Raw genomic sequence first — 15,618 nt, 5'->3', positions numbered from 1 at the left:
CCGCGGTCCGGGGGGATCGAGCGGTGGGCGGGTCTCCGTCCGACCCGATCGGCGCTGGGATCACCAGGGGGAAGCACATGGCCATGCCGGACACCGTCGCGCGCTCGGGTGGCTCGGATCCCGCGGGTCGCGCCAGCCGCGACGCCTCGTCCCTGCAGGGTCCCGCCGAGGAGGCGCGCCTCCGGGCCGTGCACGACCTGCGGCTCGTCGGATCCGCCGCGGAGGAGCGCTTCGACCGCATCACCCGCATCGCGCGCGAGCTCTTCGACATGCCGGTGGCCGAGATCAACCTGGTGGGCGACGTCGAGCAGTTCACCAAGTCGCCGCAGCCCGCGGGCGTCTCGCTGCTGTCCGACCGCACGCAGTCGTTCTGCGACATCGCGATCCGGAGCCCGGAGATCCTCGTGGTGCCGGACGCGACCGCGGACGCGCGCTTCGCCGAGCGCACCACGGTCACCGGGCCCCGCCACATCCGCTTCTACGCGGGACGCCCGCTGCTGTCCGGCGGCCAGACCGTCGGCACGCTCTGCCTGGTCGACACCGAGCCGCGCGAGCTCGCGCCCGACCAGGAGAGGCTCCTCGACGTGATGGGCGCCTGGGTGGAGCGCGAGCTCCGCGACAGCCGGGAGGAGGAGCTCGCGGGCGAGATCCAGCGGCGGCTCCTGCCCGTCGACCGTCCGCTCTGGCCCGACTTCGACCTCGCCGGCATCAGCCGCCCGGCCCGCGGCGTGGGCGGCGACTTCTACGCGTGGGGCGAGGACGCGGACGGGCTGCACGTGACCATCGCCGACGTGATGGGCAAGGGCGCGGGCGCTGCGATCCTCGCGTCGGCCGTGCGCTCGGGCTTCCAGGCGCACCGAGGGCCGGACGCCGCGCGCACCGTCGCCGCCGTGCAGGCGCAGCTCCAGGCCGACCTCGACGCGACCGAGACGTTCGCGACGTTCCTGCACTGCCGGGTCGACGGATCCACCGGTCGCTTCGCCTACACGGACGGCGGCCACGGCCTCACGGTGTTGATCCGCGCGGACGGGACGCACGAGATCCTGCCGGCGCTCGGGCTGCCGCTCGGCGTCGTGCCGGGCGCCGACTGGGCGGCGGCATCCGGCGAGCTGCGTCCCGGCGACCGGATCCTCGCCTTCACCGACGGCGCGCTCGACCTCTTCGACGGATCCCTCGACTCGGTCGCCCCGCTCATCGACCTGGTGCGCACGGCAGCGGACGCCGCCGCCCGCGGCACCCTCGGCGACGACGTGTCGGCGGTGTGCGTGCGCTACGCGGGCTCCGCCACGGCCTGATCCGCCGCGCCGACCCTCAGGATCCGATCGCCCCCAACGGCTGCAGGCTCGGGTGGTCGCGCACCGCGTCGAGGCCCTGCGTGCCGAGCACCGTGAGCACGGCGGCGATGGGCGCGTCGACGCCGCGGAGGCGCAGCGGCTCCACGTCCGGGAACTGGCAGACGAGCGCCCACTCGCGCACCTCGGGGTAGACCGCCGTCATGCCCGCGTACCAGAACGCGAGCCACCGGCCGCCGACCTGGCAGAGGAGGCGGCGGTCGGAGATCACGAGGCGCACCTGCTGCAGCTCGCGCCACTGCTCGGCGGCCCGCGCCTCGGCCGCGCTCCGCCGGGTCGCGTTGCCGATGGCCGCGGCCGCCATGCCGCCGAGCACGAACGCGGGACTCCCGACGAGGAAGCCGCTGGATCGCGTGTACGTGACGTCCTGCCCGTAGTACCGCTCGTAGTCCGCCCGCACGTCGTAGAGGAACACCTCGCCGGGCTCGGCGACGACGTCCCAGACGGGGAACCCGGGCGGGCGCTCCCCGCGCAGCAGCGACGCGCGGAGCCGGCACGCCTCCGCCCAGCCCGCCGCGCTGCGGACCGCGAGGTCCTGCGCCGCCGCAGCCTCGCGGGCCGGTCGGGCGAGCTCGTGCTGCGCTCCCCGGACCATCCCCTGGATCACGCGCGCGCCGCGCACCAGGGTCCGCACCGCCGCGACGCAGAGGAGCAGCAGGACGAGCCCGGGGATGAGCGTCTCGGGTCGGGTCAGCACCGACGGATCCGCCGCCGCGGTCAGGACCGCGAGCAGCCCCATCCCGAGCACGAGCAACGCCGGCCAGCAGAGCAGCAGGCGGAACCAGCCCGGCACCTCGCGCTTCACGACGCCGCTCCGGTCGGCTCCGGCTCCGGCGACCCCGTCGCGTCCGGCCTCGGCGCGTCCGGCCTCGGCGCGCACGGCAGCGGCGCGCACGGCAGCGGCGCGCACGGCAGCGGCTCGCCGGCCTCGGTGGTGGCGGAGGTGCGCGCAAAGGGCCCGGTCGGACCCATGAGGACGGTCAGGTGGTAGTCCGCGTGATCCCGCCACCAGACGCTCATGCCGGTCGCGCCCTCGAGCCGCAGAGCCTCCCAGGCGAGCCACAGCGCCTCGAGCCGCGCGACCGCCTCGGGGTGGCGCCACCACGCGGGATCCCACCGGCTCTCGCCGCGCGGGCTGACCTCGCGGCGGTAGGTGGGCGCGAGGAGGTCGCGCACGAACGCCTCGACGTCGGCGAAGACCTGCTCCGCGGATGCGGATGCGGATGCGGATGCGGCGGGCGCGTCCCCCCAGCCGAACGCGTCCGTCACCACGCGGCCCCCTGCGCGCGCCTCGTCGCGGCCCCGGAGCCGGCCTCGGAGCCTGCGCCCGAGACCGCGCGGGCGTCAGCGGCGGCGAGCGAGGCGCGGATGACGGCGGCCTCGGGGCCGTCCATCCACGGCACGGTCGCGATCATCGAGGCGCGCACGCCCGACGCGAGCAGCACGCCGCGGCCGCGGGGCAGCTCGGCGAGCTCCGAGGTGTCGAGGATCCGGCGCCGGTCGTTCTGCACGCTCGTGGACCGCACGCCGCGCGTCGTCGAGCTGGAGACCGTCTCGTGGTCGTAGTCGCCGATGAGCTCCGAGAGCTCCCGCAGCCACTCGGCCTCCTTCACGCCGCCGAGGTAGACGACCTCGTTCGCGGCGCTGAACAGCTTGCGCATGCCCTCGCGGCCGAACACGTCGACGCCCTGCGCGTACGACTGGAAGATCGACATGACGGGGATCCCGCGCGAGCCGCGGTGCGAGTACAGGTCGGGCAGCTCCTTCCACCGGCACACGTTCGCGGCCTCGTCGAGCACGCAGAGGAGCGGAGTGGTCAGGCGCCCGCCCGGCTGCGTGCGGGCGAGGCGCTCGGCGGCCTCGACGATCGCGACCGTGAGCGCGGTGACGAGCGGGGCGGCCGTGCCCTCGCCCTCCACCGAGAGCGAGTAGAGCGTGTCGGTGGAGCGCACGAACGCGTCGGGGTCGAGCCGGGGGCGGGGATCCACGGCCGCGTCGCCGCCGGCCGGCGTGATCCACCTGTTGATGCGGCTGCTGCGCACGCACGCCGCCATCTTGCGCGCGGTCGCGTACACGCCGTCGCGCTGCCGGGGCGAGGTGCGCGAGGCGCTCTCCACGTCGTCCGCGATGAGCGGGTAGCCGCCGTGGCGGAGCACGGCCACCATCTCTCGCTCGTCCGGATTCGTGAGCCAGCGGAGCACGTCCGTGATCGGCCGGTGGTCGAGCGCGGCGGCGAGCAGGAGCCCGGTGAGCAGGTCCTTGCCGGCCGCGTCGAAGAAGGCGTCGCCGCGGTCGTCGGGCTCGCGGGATCCGGCGGCGAAGTGCCCGGCGAGCTTCGCGGCGGTGGTGTCGTCGGTGACGGAGGAGAGCGGGTCCCACCACCAGGTCGGCTCCTCGTCCACGACCTGCTGCGGGTCGAACACCCACGTGGTGCCGACGCCCTGGCGCAGGTCGCGGGTGGCGCGGACGACGTCGGGCTTGTTCGAGGTGGTGATGAGCGCGCCGGGCGCCGCGAGGATCGCGGGCACCACGAGCGAGGTGGTCTTGCCGACGCGGGGCCCGGCGATGCCGACGACCACGTCCTCCCACGAGGCGTAGAGCATGCCGCCGGAGCGGAGGTCGCGGCCGAGCGGCACCCCCGGCCGCCCCGGGACACCGAGGCGCGCGGCCTTGGCGAGGGAGGCGCGCTCGCGCAGCTCGTCGAGGTCGGAGGCGGAGGCGAGGTAGCGGGCGCTGCGGTCGACGCGCGTGCGGCCGCGGCCGAGGCGGCGGACGGCCCGGGCGACGGCGACCGTCAGCGCGGTGAGCAGCGCCGCGACGGCGACGGCGATCACGACGGCGAGCGGGGTCCAGACGACCTCGCCCTTCTTCAGCGCGATGGCGACGGCGAGCGGATCCGCGGGCAGCGCCGCCCCCTCGCCCGTGAGCGCGTGCGCCGCGGCGAGGCCGGCCCACGCGGACGCGAGGAGACCGGCCGCGATGCCGATCGCCCACGTCGCGATGATCGTGCCCGGGTTCGCGCGCCCGGGCTCGGCGCGGCGGTTGGTGCGCTCGGAGCTCATGCGGCGCCCGCCTCCACGGCCGCGGGCTCCGCGGCGTCGACGGCCGACAGCGGCGGCTCCGACGGCCGGGTCGACGCCTCGTCCGGCTCCGGGAACGACTCGGTCGCGTGCCACGCCTTGTTGGTGTCGTTGATGTGCCGCTCCTCCTCGGTGAGCTCGACGTGCACGGGGATCCCCGGGTGCCCGCCGACCTTGATGAGGAACCTCCCGCGCCCCGGCGGCTCCTGGTCGGGCGACCAGCCGGGCGGGTTCTGCCACGACATCACGAGGTCCTGCTCCGAGCGCGACAGGGCGACCGCCTGCGTGAGCATCGACATCTCCGCGCGCGGCAGGCCGCCCGCGACCACCATGCCGGCGCGCTCGACGAAGCCGCGCGCCTTCATCCGGTCCTGCTCGTCGGCGAGCGCGAGGAGGTCGGACATGGTGTGCGTGATCATCGCGAGCCCCACGCCGCGCTGCCGGTTGAGGCGCGTGAGCGAGTCGATGCGGTCGACGATGCCCTTGCCCACGCGGAGCGCGCGCCACAGCTCGTCCATCACGATCAGGTAGTGCCGCCGCGGCTGCAGGCCCGCGTCGGCGAGGGCGGTCGCGACGTTCACGGTGCCGAAGCCCTGCGACCAGCAGGCGAGGAGCACGGCGGCCTGGAGGTCGGTGTCCGACTCGTCGATGGACGACACGTCGTAGACCACCGGCCGGTCGTGCCGCATGGCCACGTCGGTCTGCTGCGCGAAGATCTCGCCCAGCCGACCGCCGCGCGTGAGGCTGATGAGGCTCGCCTCGAGCCCGCGGGTGATCTCCTGGTACCGCCCGAGGTCGCCGCGGTCGACGGCGACGTCGCGCACGGCCGGGTGGGCGTCCTGGATCACGCGCAGCAGGTCGGCGAGCACGGGCACTCCCGGGAACTCGTCGTCGAGCACGCGCAGGGCCGCGTCGATGATCGACTCCTCCACGTCGTCGGGCGCCTGCTTGCGGAGGATCGTGAGCAGCGACGAGACCATCGTGTTGCGGCGGCCGTGCGCGTCGGCGATGAGGCGCTGCCGCTCCTGCTCGAAGCCGGCCGCGCGCAGCTGCTCGGCCGCCTCGATCGCGCCGCCCGGGTCCAGCACGTTGAGGTGCCCTCGGCCGCGGCCGAGCGTGATGACCTGGCCGTCGAGCGCGTGCACCATGTCGACGTAGTCGGGCTTCAGGTCGCCGAGCACGAGCGGCAGGTAGCCCATGCCGTCGCCGCCCACGCACATGCGGCGGATGAGGGTCGACTTGCCGAGGCCGGGGAGGCCGAGGGCGAAGATCGACGGGTTCGAGATGATCCCCGACTGGAACCACGAGATCGGGTCGGCGCACACGGTCGCGCCGGTGTCGAGGTGCAGCCCGAGCGGGACGCCGCTGATGGGGCTGCTGGATCCGACCGCGTAGGGCCACAGGCCGCACACCTGCACGGTGGTGCCGCGCCACTCGGGCGAGGGCTGCACGAGCACGCTCTCGCCGCGGGCCCGGCCGAGCCAGCCGCGCGGGGAGGGGCGGCGGTGGGCGCGGGCGGCGGCGCGGGCGGCGGGTGCGGCGGCGGCGGACGCGACCGGGCGGGCGAGGGCGGCGGGTGCCGGGATCCGCGGTGCGCGCGGTCGGCGGATCACAGCTGGTCCCGGATGTCGTGCGGGATGGCCAGGTGCCGCGGCAGCACCAGGCCGAGCGGCAGGCCGGCGGCGAACGCGGAGTCCTGCGAGCCGTGCACCACGCGCAGGCGGATGCGGGCCTGCGCGGAGAGGCTGTCGACGGCGGCGCGCGCGTCCTCGATGGTGGCGGGATCCTGCACGGTCGCCGTCACGACCATCCCGAAGTTGACGAGCCCGGCGCCGCCCGACTCCTCCGACTCGTTCGCGAACGCCGCGATGACGTCCTTGCGCGACCGGCCGGTGGGGTTCTTGGTCGACCCGACCAGGAACTCGGCGTCGCGCTTGTCGGCCTCGACGATGGCGGCCGCGCGCGCCGGGTCGATGGGCCGGTAGAGCATGGTCACGCGCTTGCGGGCGATGTGCCGGTGCGGCGCGAGCAGGCGCGACAGGATCGACTCGCCCACGTTCCCGCGCGGCGCCTGCGACATCATCCACGACACCGAGAGCGCCGAGTCGTGCCGGTAGGAGTCCCACGCGGCCTGGTGCGCGGTGGGCCCGACCTCCGGCCAGTACAGCTCGGTGGCCTGGCCGGCGGAGTTCGCCTGGTCGATGAGGATCGCGGCGGCCGGGTCGTAGGCGATCCGCACGACCTCGCACAGGTCCTGCGCGGTGAGCGGACGGGCCGCCCCGGCACCGGTGGAGGAGAGGCCGGAGGTGAGGCCGGGCAGCCGGTAGGCGAGCTCGCGGCCGACCTCCTCCGGGCTGCGGCGGGCGGCGCCGGTCCGCGTGGCGCCCGCGAACGTGATGGCCACGTACGCCTTGATGGTCGCCGCGCCCGCCGGGTAGGTGGCCACGATCTTCCGCAGCACGCTCTTCGAGAAGTCGGATCCGCGGTCGTCGATGCGGCCGAGCACCTCGGAGGCGAGCCGCGTGCCGGTGTCCGGCGCGGTCTCGAGCGTGACGGACGCGGCCACGAGGCCGGGCTCGTCGGCGAGGGCCTCGAGCCAGGAGCCCCACTCGGCGACCCAGATGTCGACCTGCTCCTGGTCGACCAGCGCGGATCCGTCGGGCTCGGCCCCGAGCACGACCGTGAAATCGTTCGTCGACGGCACCTCGATGAGCGCGAACGGGCGGCCGTACGAGTCCTTCCACTCGGTGAGGCGGGATCCCGCGGCGAGGCCCGGCAGCTGCGCCGTGCCCCACTCCGCGAAGCCCAGCGGCCCCGAGCGGTAGAGGTGCGCGCCGCGGTTGCGGGTGAACAGCCAGCCCGCGCGGTTCATGATCCGGATCATCCCCGACTCCCCGTGCTTGTCCTTGACCGCGACCGCCGCGAGCACGCCGGCGAACACCGCCGCCGTGATCACCCCGGCGACGAGGCCCTTGTTGGTGGCGACGATGATGACCATCACGGCCCCGGCGAACCCGAACATCGTCGGGAACATGCCGAGCCCGCCGACGCCGCGGGTGCGCGGCTTCCGCCAGTTGCCGTACGTGCGCGCGGTGGCGCGGCCCTCGATGGCGCTCATGGATCCGTGTCCCTACCTGGCCCCCGAGGGGCCCTCTCCCGCGGCGTCCTCGATGGCGCCCTTGGTGGCGTGCGCGGCCTTCTTGGCGCCCTCGGCGAGCTTCGCGACGCCGAGCGCGGCGAGCCCGACGGGCCCGGCGACCGCGGCTCCCGCGGCGGCCGCTCCGCCGGCGGCACCGCCCGCTGCCGCCCCGCTCGCGCCGGCGCCGGCCTTCGCTCCGGCGGCCGCGCCCTTGGCGGCGGTGCCGCCGCGTGCGCCGGCGCTGGCGTTGGCGGCGCCGGAGGGACCGGAAGCGGATCCGCCGCCGCCGCCTCCGCCGCTCGACCTGCTCGCCATGGAGCCGGCCTGCTTGATCGCTCCGGACGCGGCCTCGCCGGCCCCGCCCATCACGGCACCCGCGACCGCCGCGCCCGACACCCCGCCCGCGGGCGCGACCATCGGCGCGATGAACCGCATGAGCGCGGGCAGCGCGACGAGCGCGATGAGCATGAGCGCCATCCCGGTCAGGATCGACCAGATCCCCTGGTCGTCCTTCGCGAACAGGTCGGTTCCGATCAGGCGGAACGCGGCCGCGTAGACGAGCGCGGCGGCCGGCTTGTACAGGATGAACGCGGTCAGCCAGCCAAGCGACTTGCGGAACCACTGGTTCCCCGTCGCGGTGTTCGTGAAGCTCGCGGTGAGCGGCAGGATGCCCGCGAGCAGGACGAGCATCGCCGATCGGACCACCATCATCGCGATCTGCACGTACGTGATGAGGACGGCGATGAGCGCGAGGATGAGAATCCCGATGGCGCCGATCGGCGACTGGTCCGTGAGGAAGATCAGGGCGCCGATGTTGCGCCCGAAGCAGTTGCCCTCGACGACGCTGACGTCGCAGCTCGTGGCGGCGTTGAGCACGCCGACCGCGAACACGTCGCCGATCTGGACGGCGAGCTGGATCACCGTGAGCCCGATGGTCGAGACCATCACCAGCGTGACCAGCGACCGGACCAGCTCGCCGACCGGCTGGGTGCGCTGCGTCCAGGCGAGGCGGATGCCGGCCAGCACCACGGATCCCACCGCCATGACGAGCACGATGTACCAGGTCGAGTTCTGCAGGAACCCCACGGTCGAGGTCGAGCCGTCCGGAGCCGAGTGCGGGATGACCCAGGCGACGAGTGAGGACGCGCTCGTGATGAGGAACACCCCGGCGAGCACGACCCCGAGGCGGCCGAGGCTGTCCATCCCGGTGTCCTCCGACCTCGCCCGCATGTAGAGGATCGCGAACCCGATGATCGAGAGGACGGCGACGACGAGGCCGATCCACGCGATGTAGCCGAGCAGGGTGTCGAAGTCGGTCGTGACCGTGGAGTTCGGCGTGTAGCCGACGGTCGAGGAGTCGCCCTTCGTGAACTGCGGGCTCGGCACGTGCACCCACATGGTGCCGAGCGAGGCGACGACCTGGCCGTAGGTCTGGACGGCGTCGTGCACGAGCTGCTTGAGGGTGTTGCTCGCCGCATCGCTCAGCACGCTCGCGGCTGCCTGACCGGTGCACTCCGAGGCGTTCCCGATGAAGGTCAGGACGTTGCAGTCGGTCACGCGTCACACACCCGAGAACGGGATGTAGCCGCCGAGGCTGGTCAGCGGTGCCGGCTTGTACTGAGGCCCCGCCTCAGTCAGGACGATCTTCCAGTCACCGTGCTCCCACTTGACGACCATCGGTTGGCTCACGAGCGCCCCGTCCTTCGAGGAGACCGACATGGCGAGATCGATCGTGGCGGTGTCCGCGTTGTACTGGGTGACCTTGAACCCGGCCACCTGCAGGCGAGTGGAACTCCCTTGCTGGGTGCCCCCTCCCGCGGAGCGGACAGTGTCACGTGCGGCGCCGTCGGCGAGCAGCTCGTACATGCGAGGCTGATTCGCGGGGTTGGTGCTGGTCGCGAAGAAGTTGATGGTGGCGAACAGCGCCCCTTCGGTTGTGTGGGCGAAGCAGGTCCGGAACTGGGCGTCGTCTTCCTGGACCCCCGGTCCTGCCGTCTTCGGCGCCTGCGGCGCTGCCATCGTGCCGATGATCTCCCACTTGGCTTCAGGTGCCGAGGTGAGCGAGCTGGTCTCCTCGTAGCCCTGGAGACCGCATACGGACGCGGCGCCGTCGGGGAGCGCTGACGCACCCGGCGCCGGGGCGGCGTCCGGTGCCACCGTCGCATCGCCCGGCGGCGCCGCGGCTGGCGTGCCACCGCCGGAGAACGCCCCCGTCCCCGCCGCGATTCCGCCGACGACGAGGATCACCGCGAGGAGCGCGGCGACGGCGATCCAGAGCGGGCGCTTGTGGAAGGGCGTGGCGGGCGTGCTCATGGGGATCCTCTCGGGGGAGCGGGCGGTGCGGGCGGCGAGTCGGAGGTCGCGCTACGCGATGACGAAGCTGACCAGCGACGCGGCGCCCAGCCCGAGGAAGAGACCGAAGCCGATCTTGATGAGGCGCTCCTGGATCTCGCCGCCCTCGTGCCGGTTGTTGCGGAAAAGCATCGCGCCGGTGGCGATGAGGGAGAGCACCGCGAGGGGCAGGAGTACCCACTTGGCGATGCCGATGATGCGGCCGAACTTCTCGGTCCAGTCAGCGGGCGCCTGGGCGTCGCCGTTGGGCACGTCGATGGCGACGGCGTCCATGGCGTGGTGGATGTGCGCGGACGCCTGGTGCACGACGTCGAGCGCGAGGAGCGTGGGGGACATGAGGGCCTTTCGTGGAAGGGGGGGGACTAGCGGGGGGATGCGGTGAGCTGCAGGTCGGCGAGGAGCCGCTGGTGCTCGCGGCCCATGTCGGCGGGATCCGCGGGGCCGAGGCGCCACGCGTCGATCCACGGCAGGGTCCACGCGCGCGGGTACCCGCCGGCGACGAGCTGCTCGAGCTGGCGGAGCTCCTTGGGTCGGCGGCCGGGCGCATCCGCCACGAGCACGAGGCCGACGAGGTCGACGAGCCCGGCGACCTGACCGGATGCCCACTCGCGGGCGACCCGCTGCGCCGCGAGGAGGCCGGAGTGGTCGGTGCGCGCGACGACGACGACGCGCGACGCGGGGGATCCGGCGACAGGGGCGGGCCAGGCGTGGCCGGCGGCGCGGGATCCGGGAGCCAGGCGGGCGAGGGTCGTCTCGCCGGCGCCGCCGTGGGCGCCGACCCACCAGAGCTCGGCGGTCCCGTCCGCGCGCCGGACAGGCAGGCGGTCGGCTGCCGCGGGCGCGGCGACGGTGGCCGGCTGGGGAGCGCGGGGGCCGCGGAGGCGCTCGCGACGGGTGAGGGGCGGGGCGTCGGATGCGGGGGTGTCGACGACCGCGGGCGCGTCGACCACCCATGGATTGCCGTTGTCGCTCATGCCCTGCCATCCCACCCGAAGGTCGTCGCGCTCGCCTCACGCGTGCTCCACCGGATGGGGGATGCCGGCGGGACGCTGAACGGTGATGCTGTCAAAGTGCTTACGCAGAAGCAAGTGCTTGATCCTGCTCGCATTTTCCGTGAGACTGTCTCGCCGTCGTCGATCCTGACGGGCGCCGCCGCTCGAGCGGGCCGGCTGTCCACATGGGCGCCCGGCATCTCGCCCTGCACGACACCCCCTCACCGAGAGCCGCAGATGACCGACGCCCCGACCGTGCCCGCCTTCCCCCGCATCGACGCCACCATCACGCCCACGGCCGACGGGTGGGCCACCGGGGTGCTGATCGTCAACGGCGTCGCGACGCCGTTCGCGGAGGCGGCGGAGGACGAGATCCGCCGCGAGATCCTGCGCAGCGTGCGCGGCACGGCGCTGCAGATGCAGCGGGCGGTGCGGCTCACCACGCGCGACCGCTTCGGATCCCAGGCGCTCGCCGTCGCTCCCGACGGGCTCATCGAGGCGCTCAGCGAGCTCGACCGGGCGGATGCGATCGCGGCGCCGGTCCCTGCATCGGTGCCCGCGCCGGTGCCGGCCGCCGCGGCTCCGGCTCCCGTTCCGGCGGCCGCCGCTGCCGGATCCGCGCCGCCCGCCGGCATCCCGGCGCAGGCACCTGCCGCGACCGCGACCGCCGCACCCGCCGCGATCACGCCGCCCGCCGCACCCGCCGCACCGACGGATCCGCCGCTCACCCGCCGCGCCGCCCGCCAGTCCTTCCTCACCCGCGAGGAGGTGGAGGAGCCGGCCACGCAGGGCATGCGCGGCACCCTCACGCGGCTCGGGATCCGCATGTCGCCGTCCGAGGACGAGCGCCGCGAGCGCGAGTGGACCCGCCTCGTCAGCCAGCACTGGCCCGGCCCCCGCACGGTCGCGGTCGTCAACGGCAAGGGCGGCGTGGGCAAGACCATGACCACCATCTGCCTGTCGTCGGTCTTCGCGCGGCACGGCGGCGCGGGCGTGCTGGCCTGGGACAACAACCAGACGCGCGGCACCCTCGGCTGGAGCACCGAGCAGGGGCCGCACGACGCGAGCATCCTCGACCTCCTGCCGCAGGTCGACCGGCTCCTCGGCACGGGCGCGCAGTCCGCCGACCTCGCCCACTTCGTCCACCACCAGACCCGCGACCGCTACGACGTGCTCCGCTCGAAGCCCGAGGTGCTCGCCACCCAGCAGCGCTTCGACGACACCACGGTGGATCTCATCCACGCGGTCGCCGCCAAGTTCTACCGGCTCGTACTCATCGACTCGGGCAACGACGAGACCGACCCGATGTGGCTGCGCGCCATCGAGAGGGCCGACCAGATCGTGGTGCCGACCATCGGCGAGGCGAAGGCGGCCGAGTCCGCGGCGCTGCTGATCGAGGGCCTCGCGGAGCGCGGCGGGCACTTCGCCGACCTCGCGGAGCGCGCGGTCGTGGTGGTCAGCGCCCACAAGCACGACCTGCGCGAGGCCGAGGTCGACAAGATCGCCAGGGGATTCGGATCGCTCGCCCGCGACGTCGTGACCATCCCGTACGACCCCGCCCTCGGCGCGGACGTCCTCAACTACGGCGCCCTCCGCGCGCAGACGCAGCGGGCCTGGCTCTCCGCGGGCGCCGCCGTGGCGCGCGGCCTCTGATGCGCGCCGCGGCCACCGCCGGGATGCGCGTCGCCGTGGGCATGCGCGTCGCGCGCATCGCGGGAGCCGTGGCGCTCGCCGCTGCCCTCGCGCTCACGGCGGCCGGCTGCGCGAGCGTCACGGTGCACGGCGACGCGCCGGGGGATCCGGTGACGACACCCGCAGCGTCCCCGGCCGACTCGATGCCGGGCGCGGACGACGACGCCCCCGCGGATCCCGGCCAGACGGAGGACGACGCCGGGGCCCAGCCCGAACCGGTGGCGGACGCGGCGTCCCAGACGGCGGCGCTCGCCGCGGCCGACCGGGTCATGCGCACCTACGCGCAGCCCGGGATCAGCGAGGCCGAGTGGGAGCGGCAGATGACGCCGCTCCTGTCGCAGCAGGGCGCGGTCGCGTTCGTGCCCACGATCCCTTCGCGGCTCACGGCCCACGCGGTCACGGGCACCGGCACGGTCATACCGGCGCCGACCGCCTACGCGCTCATCGTGCGCGTGCCCACGGACGACGGTGACTACGACGTGGCCCTCATCCGCTCGTCGACCACGGCTCCGTGGTTGGCGGACGAGATCCAGGCCGTCCGCTTCAAGTGAACGGGGCGGGCAAGGGGATCCTGATCCTCATCGGCGCGCCCGCGGCGCTGATGGGGATGATCGTCTTCCTGGTGCTCTTCGGCTTCGGCGGCGACGACGCGTCCGCCTGCACGACGCAGGGCGCCGCGTCCTCGTCGACCGGGCCGCGCACGCCCGTCGACGGCTACTCCGGGGACCAGCTCGACAACGCCGCCGCGATCATGGACGTCGCCGCCGGGCTCGGCCTGTCCCGGCAGGCGCAGGTGCTCGGGGTCATGGCCGCGATGGGCGAGTCGTCGCTCCGCGCCATCGACTACGGCGACAACGCGGTGAACCCGGACGGCTCCATCGCCGACTCGATCGGGCTCTTCCAGCAGCAGTCGTCGTGGGGCTCGGTGCAGGAGCGCATGGATCCGACGTCGAGCGCGAAGCTGTTCCTCGCCCGCCTGCAGAAGGTCGAGGGGTGGGAGACGCTCGAGCCGACGCTCGCGATCCACGAGGTGCAGATCAACAAGGACCCGTACCACTACCGGCAGTACCAGCAGCCGGCCGAGGACGTGGTCGCGCAGCTGTCGGGGGCCGCGGCAGCAGCTCCGGCGGCGACGCCCGTCGCGTCCGGCACGCCGGATCCCGCGGCCGCGCCCGCGCCCGCCGCGGCCGGCGGGTGCTCCGCCGGCGGCACCGTGCTCCCGCTGAAGGCGCCGTTCGACCAGACCTCCGGGTACGGGCCGCGCGAGAGCCCGACCGCGGGCGCCTCCTCCTGGCACCCGGCGAACGACTACCAGACGCGCGAGACGGGGACGTCCTCCGGGCGGACCGGCTACTCGTGCGGCTCGCCCGTGCTCGCCGCGCAGGCCGGCAGCGTGACCACGGCGGGCCGCTACACGGTGTCGATCCGGTCGGCGGCGGGCTACACGAACAGCTACCTGCACATGTACGAGCCGGACATGGAGGTCCACGTCGGCGACACCGTGACCCCCGGCCAGGAGATCGGGAAGGTCGGCTCGAACGGGCCGTCGACGGGGTGCCACCTCGACATCCGCATCGACGTCGCCGGATCCACCGACCCGCGCGTCAGCGGGCTGCCGCAGTCGCAGACGCAGGGGGCGCCGGTGAGCGGCTACGTGGATCCGAAGGCGTTCTTCGCCGCGTTCGGGGTGACGCTGTGCGGCGGGGAGTGCAAGCATGCGTCCGAGTGAGTCCCGCGGGGTTGCGGTCCCCGCGGGCCCTGCGGCGATAATTGCTCAGGCGGGTAAATCCGAGCATCCCGCGCCCCACCCGACCGGAGCAGGTTCCGCGCATGGCAGACGACGACACCTGGGATGCGCTGCCGGCGACCCTGCGGTCGGCGGACCTGCAGCGGATCCTGCAGATCGGCCAGACGACCGTGAGCCTCTGGTTCGCGAAGGGCACCATCCCCGGCTACCGCATCTCGCACTCGTGGATCGCGTTCCGCTCCGAGGTGCGGGAGTGGCTCGAGTCGACCTCCACCGTACCGGTGCCGCCCCACGAGCCGTACCCGCATCCGCTCGACGCCTACCCGGATCACCTCACCTACCGCGACCTGATGGAGCTGTTCCAGAAGAGCCGTCCGGCGATCCTCGGCTGGCTGCGCGACGGCGTGATCCCGGCCATGCGCCCCGGCGGCCGCTGGCTGATCGAGAAGTCGGCGATCCGGCGGCTCCTCGACGAGACGAGCAACCAGCGGGCCGGCTTCGTGCCGAAGGGCCGACGCGCGAGCTGACGCGCGATGTGCCGCAGGGCGGGCGCGCGGTCGGCGGCTGGCCTAGCCTGGCTGCTTCCCGCATCCGGCACTCGCATCGCTCCGGAGCAGTCGGCGGATGCGCGAGGCGGAGCACGCGGGATGTCCGTCTTTCCATGATGTGGCTGAGGAGGTCGTGATGGGTCTGTTCGATGCGCCGGTGGAGGTACGCCCGGCGGAGCGTGCGTTGCGCATGCTGCGGTTGGTCGAGCTGGACTACCTGCGGGAGGTCCGTCGGCTGCTGGAGTCCGGGTACGACGAGAAGAAGCTGATCGAGGATCTGGCGGTGTTCCAGCCTGCTGACCTGGAACGCATCGCCGCGGCCTGCGAGGTTCCGACAGCGGTCGACGGCTTCTCGGGGGTGACGCCGTACGAGATCTGCGAGCGGTATTCGGTGGGGATGCTCGATCGCGAGCGGCTGGTGGACGAGCTGGTGCGGTTCCCGTACGTTCCGCGCGACCAGGTGGACGGGTACGACGACCTCGTCGTCAACCCGCCGGGGACGTGGGCGGATGTGGAGAGAGCCAGCGGCAATGACTTGATCGACATCGACATCTACAGCGAGGTCTTCGACCGTCGCCATGGTCAGGACGAGGTCGGTGTCTGACGAGGAGGGATCCACTCGCCTTGATGCGCTGAGGAAGCTCTCGGCCGAGGGCGGTCCCGTCGCATGGGATGCGCCGACCTCATCCAAGTAGAATCCTCGCTGGTATGGGCGA

The 15,618-nt window shown here is 73.8% G+C and carries 15 protein-coding genes; 6 read left to right on the top strand and 9 right to left on the bottom strand.

Annotated elements, in window-relative coordinates; translation table 11 throughout:
* Window positions 1–83 precede the first annotated feature (83 nt).
* Complete coding sequence (locus tag CMS_RS13305; RefSeq protein ID WP_012299945.1) at window positions 84–1,295, top strand: PP2C family protein-serine/threonine phosphatase; 1,212 nt, start codon at window positions 84–86, stop codon at window positions 1,293–1,295.
* Window positions 1,296–1,311: 16 nt separating this feature from the next.
* Here the strand turns inward: CMS_RS13305 and CMS_RS13300 are convergent, their stop codons facing one another.
* From CMS_RS13300 to CMS_RS13260, 9 genes are read right to left on the bottom strand one after another with little or no spacing between them, the layout of a single operon-like run.
* The gene (locus CMS_RS13300; protein WP_223842663.1) at window positions 1,312–2,262 is read right to left on the bottom strand and encodes a hypothetical protein; all 951 of its coding nucleotides are present in this window, start codon (window positions 2,260–2,262) and stop codon (window positions 1,312–1,314) included.
* Window positions 2,154–2,621: a DUF4913 domain-containing protein gene (locus CMS_RS13295; protein WP_223842662.1), complete on the bottom strand. Its 468-nt coding sequence runs from the start codon at window positions 2,619–2,621 to the stop codon at window positions 2,154–2,156. The genes CMS_RS13300 and CMS_RS13295 overlap by 109 nt, the downstream gene beginning before the upstream one ends.
* Window positions 2,618–4,414: a type IV secretory system conjugative DNA transfer family protein gene (locus CMS_RS13290; protein WP_012299942.1), complete on the bottom strand. Its 1,797-nt coding sequence runs from the start codon at window positions 4,412–4,414 to the stop codon at window positions 2,618–2,620. Before CMS_RS13290 ends, CMS_RS13295 begins: the two co-directional genes overlap by 4 nt.
* Window positions 4,411–6,045, bottom strand: a complete 1,635-nt coding sequence (locus CMS_RS13285; RefSeq protein WP_407637316.1) for an ATP/GTP-binding protein — start codon at window positions 6,043–6,045, stop codon at window positions 4,411–4,413. The genes CMS_RS13290 and CMS_RS13285 overlap by 4 nt, the downstream gene beginning before the upstream one ends.
* Window positions 6,042–7,550 carry an SCO6880 family protein gene (locus CMS_RS13280; protein ID WP_086935923.1) on the bottom strand — a complete coding sequence of 503 codons (1,509 nt, stop codon included), beginning with the start codon at window positions 7,548–7,550 and terminating at the stop codon, window positions 6,042–6,044. The genes CMS_RS13285 and CMS_RS13280 overlap by 4 nt, the downstream gene beginning before the upstream one ends.
* Window positions 7,551–7,562: 12 nt before the next feature.
* Window positions 7,563–9,128: a hypothetical protein gene (locus tag CMS_RS13275; protein WP_174270087.1), complete on the bottom strand. Its 1,566-nt coding sequence runs from the start codon at window positions 9,126–9,128 to the stop codon at window positions 7,563–7,565.
* A gap of 3 nt (window positions 9,129–9,131) precedes the next feature.
* The gene (locus CMS_RS13270; protein WP_012299938.1) at window positions 9,132–9,884 is read right to left on the bottom strand and encodes a hypothetical protein; all 753 of its coding nucleotides are present in this window, start codon (window positions 9,882–9,884) and stop codon (window positions 9,132–9,134) included.
* Window positions 9,885–9,935: 51 nt separating this feature from the next.
* Complete coding sequence (locus tag CMS_RS13265; protein ID WP_012299937.1) at window positions 9,936–10,259, bottom strand: hypothetical protein; 324 nt, start codon at window positions 10,257–10,259, stop codon at window positions 9,936–9,938.
* A gap of 26 nt (window positions 10,260–10,285) precedes the next feature.
* Window positions 10,286–10,897: a DUF6668 family protein gene (locus CMS_RS13260; protein WP_012299936.1), complete on the bottom strand. Its 612-nt coding sequence runs from the start codon at window positions 10,895–10,897 to the stop codon at window positions 10,286–10,288.
* Window positions 10,898–11,152: 255 nt separating this feature from the next.
* Here CMS_RS13260 and CMS_RS13255 point away from each other — a divergent pair, with 255 nt between their 5' ends.
* The 5 genes from CMS_RS13255 (at window position 11,153) to CMS_RS13235 (ending at window position 15,506) form a co-directional block, all read left to right on the top strand.
* Window positions 11,153–12,568, top strand: a complete 1,416-nt coding sequence (locus CMS_RS13255) for a MinD/ParA family ATP-binding protein (protein WP_012299935.1) — start codon at window positions 11,153–11,155, stop codon at window positions 12,566–12,568.
* Window positions 12,568–13,158 (top strand): hypothetical protein, encoded by a 591-nt coding sequence (locus tag CMS_RS13250; RefSeq protein ID WP_012299934.1) that lies wholly within the window; start codon window positions 12,568–12,570, stop codon window positions 13,156–13,158. The genes CMS_RS13255 and CMS_RS13250 overlap by 1 nt, the downstream gene beginning before the upstream one ends.
* Window positions 13,155–14,336 (top strand): M23 family metallopeptidase, encoded by a 1,182-nt coding sequence (locus tag CMS_RS13245; RefSeq protein WP_012299933.1) that lies wholly within the window; start codon window positions 13,155–13,157, stop codon window positions 14,334–14,336. The genes CMS_RS13250 and CMS_RS13245 overlap by 4 nt, the downstream gene beginning before the upstream one ends.
* Window positions 14,337–14,437: 101 nt before the next feature.
* On the top strand, window positions 14,438–14,881 hold the full coding sequence (locus tag CMS_RS13240) for a helix-turn-helix domain-containing protein (protein ID WP_049791949.1): 444 nt from the start codon (window positions 14,438–14,440) through the stop codon (window positions 14,879–14,881).
* A gap of 157 nt (window positions 14,882–15,038) precedes the next feature.
* On the top strand, window positions 15,039–15,506 hold the full coding sequence (locus CMS_RS13235; protein WP_041465071.1) for a hypothetical protein: 468 nt from the start codon (window positions 15,039–15,041) through the stop codon (window positions 15,504–15,506).
* Window positions 15,507–15,618 lie beyond the last annotated feature (112 nt).

The organism is Clavibacter sepedonicus, assembly GCF_000069225.1.
Classification (GTDB): domain Bacteria; phylum Actinomycetota; class Actinomycetes; order Actinomycetales; family Microbacteriaceae; genus Clavibacter; species Clavibacter sepedonicus.
This window is presented reverse-complemented; position numbering and strand designations above follow the sequence as displayed.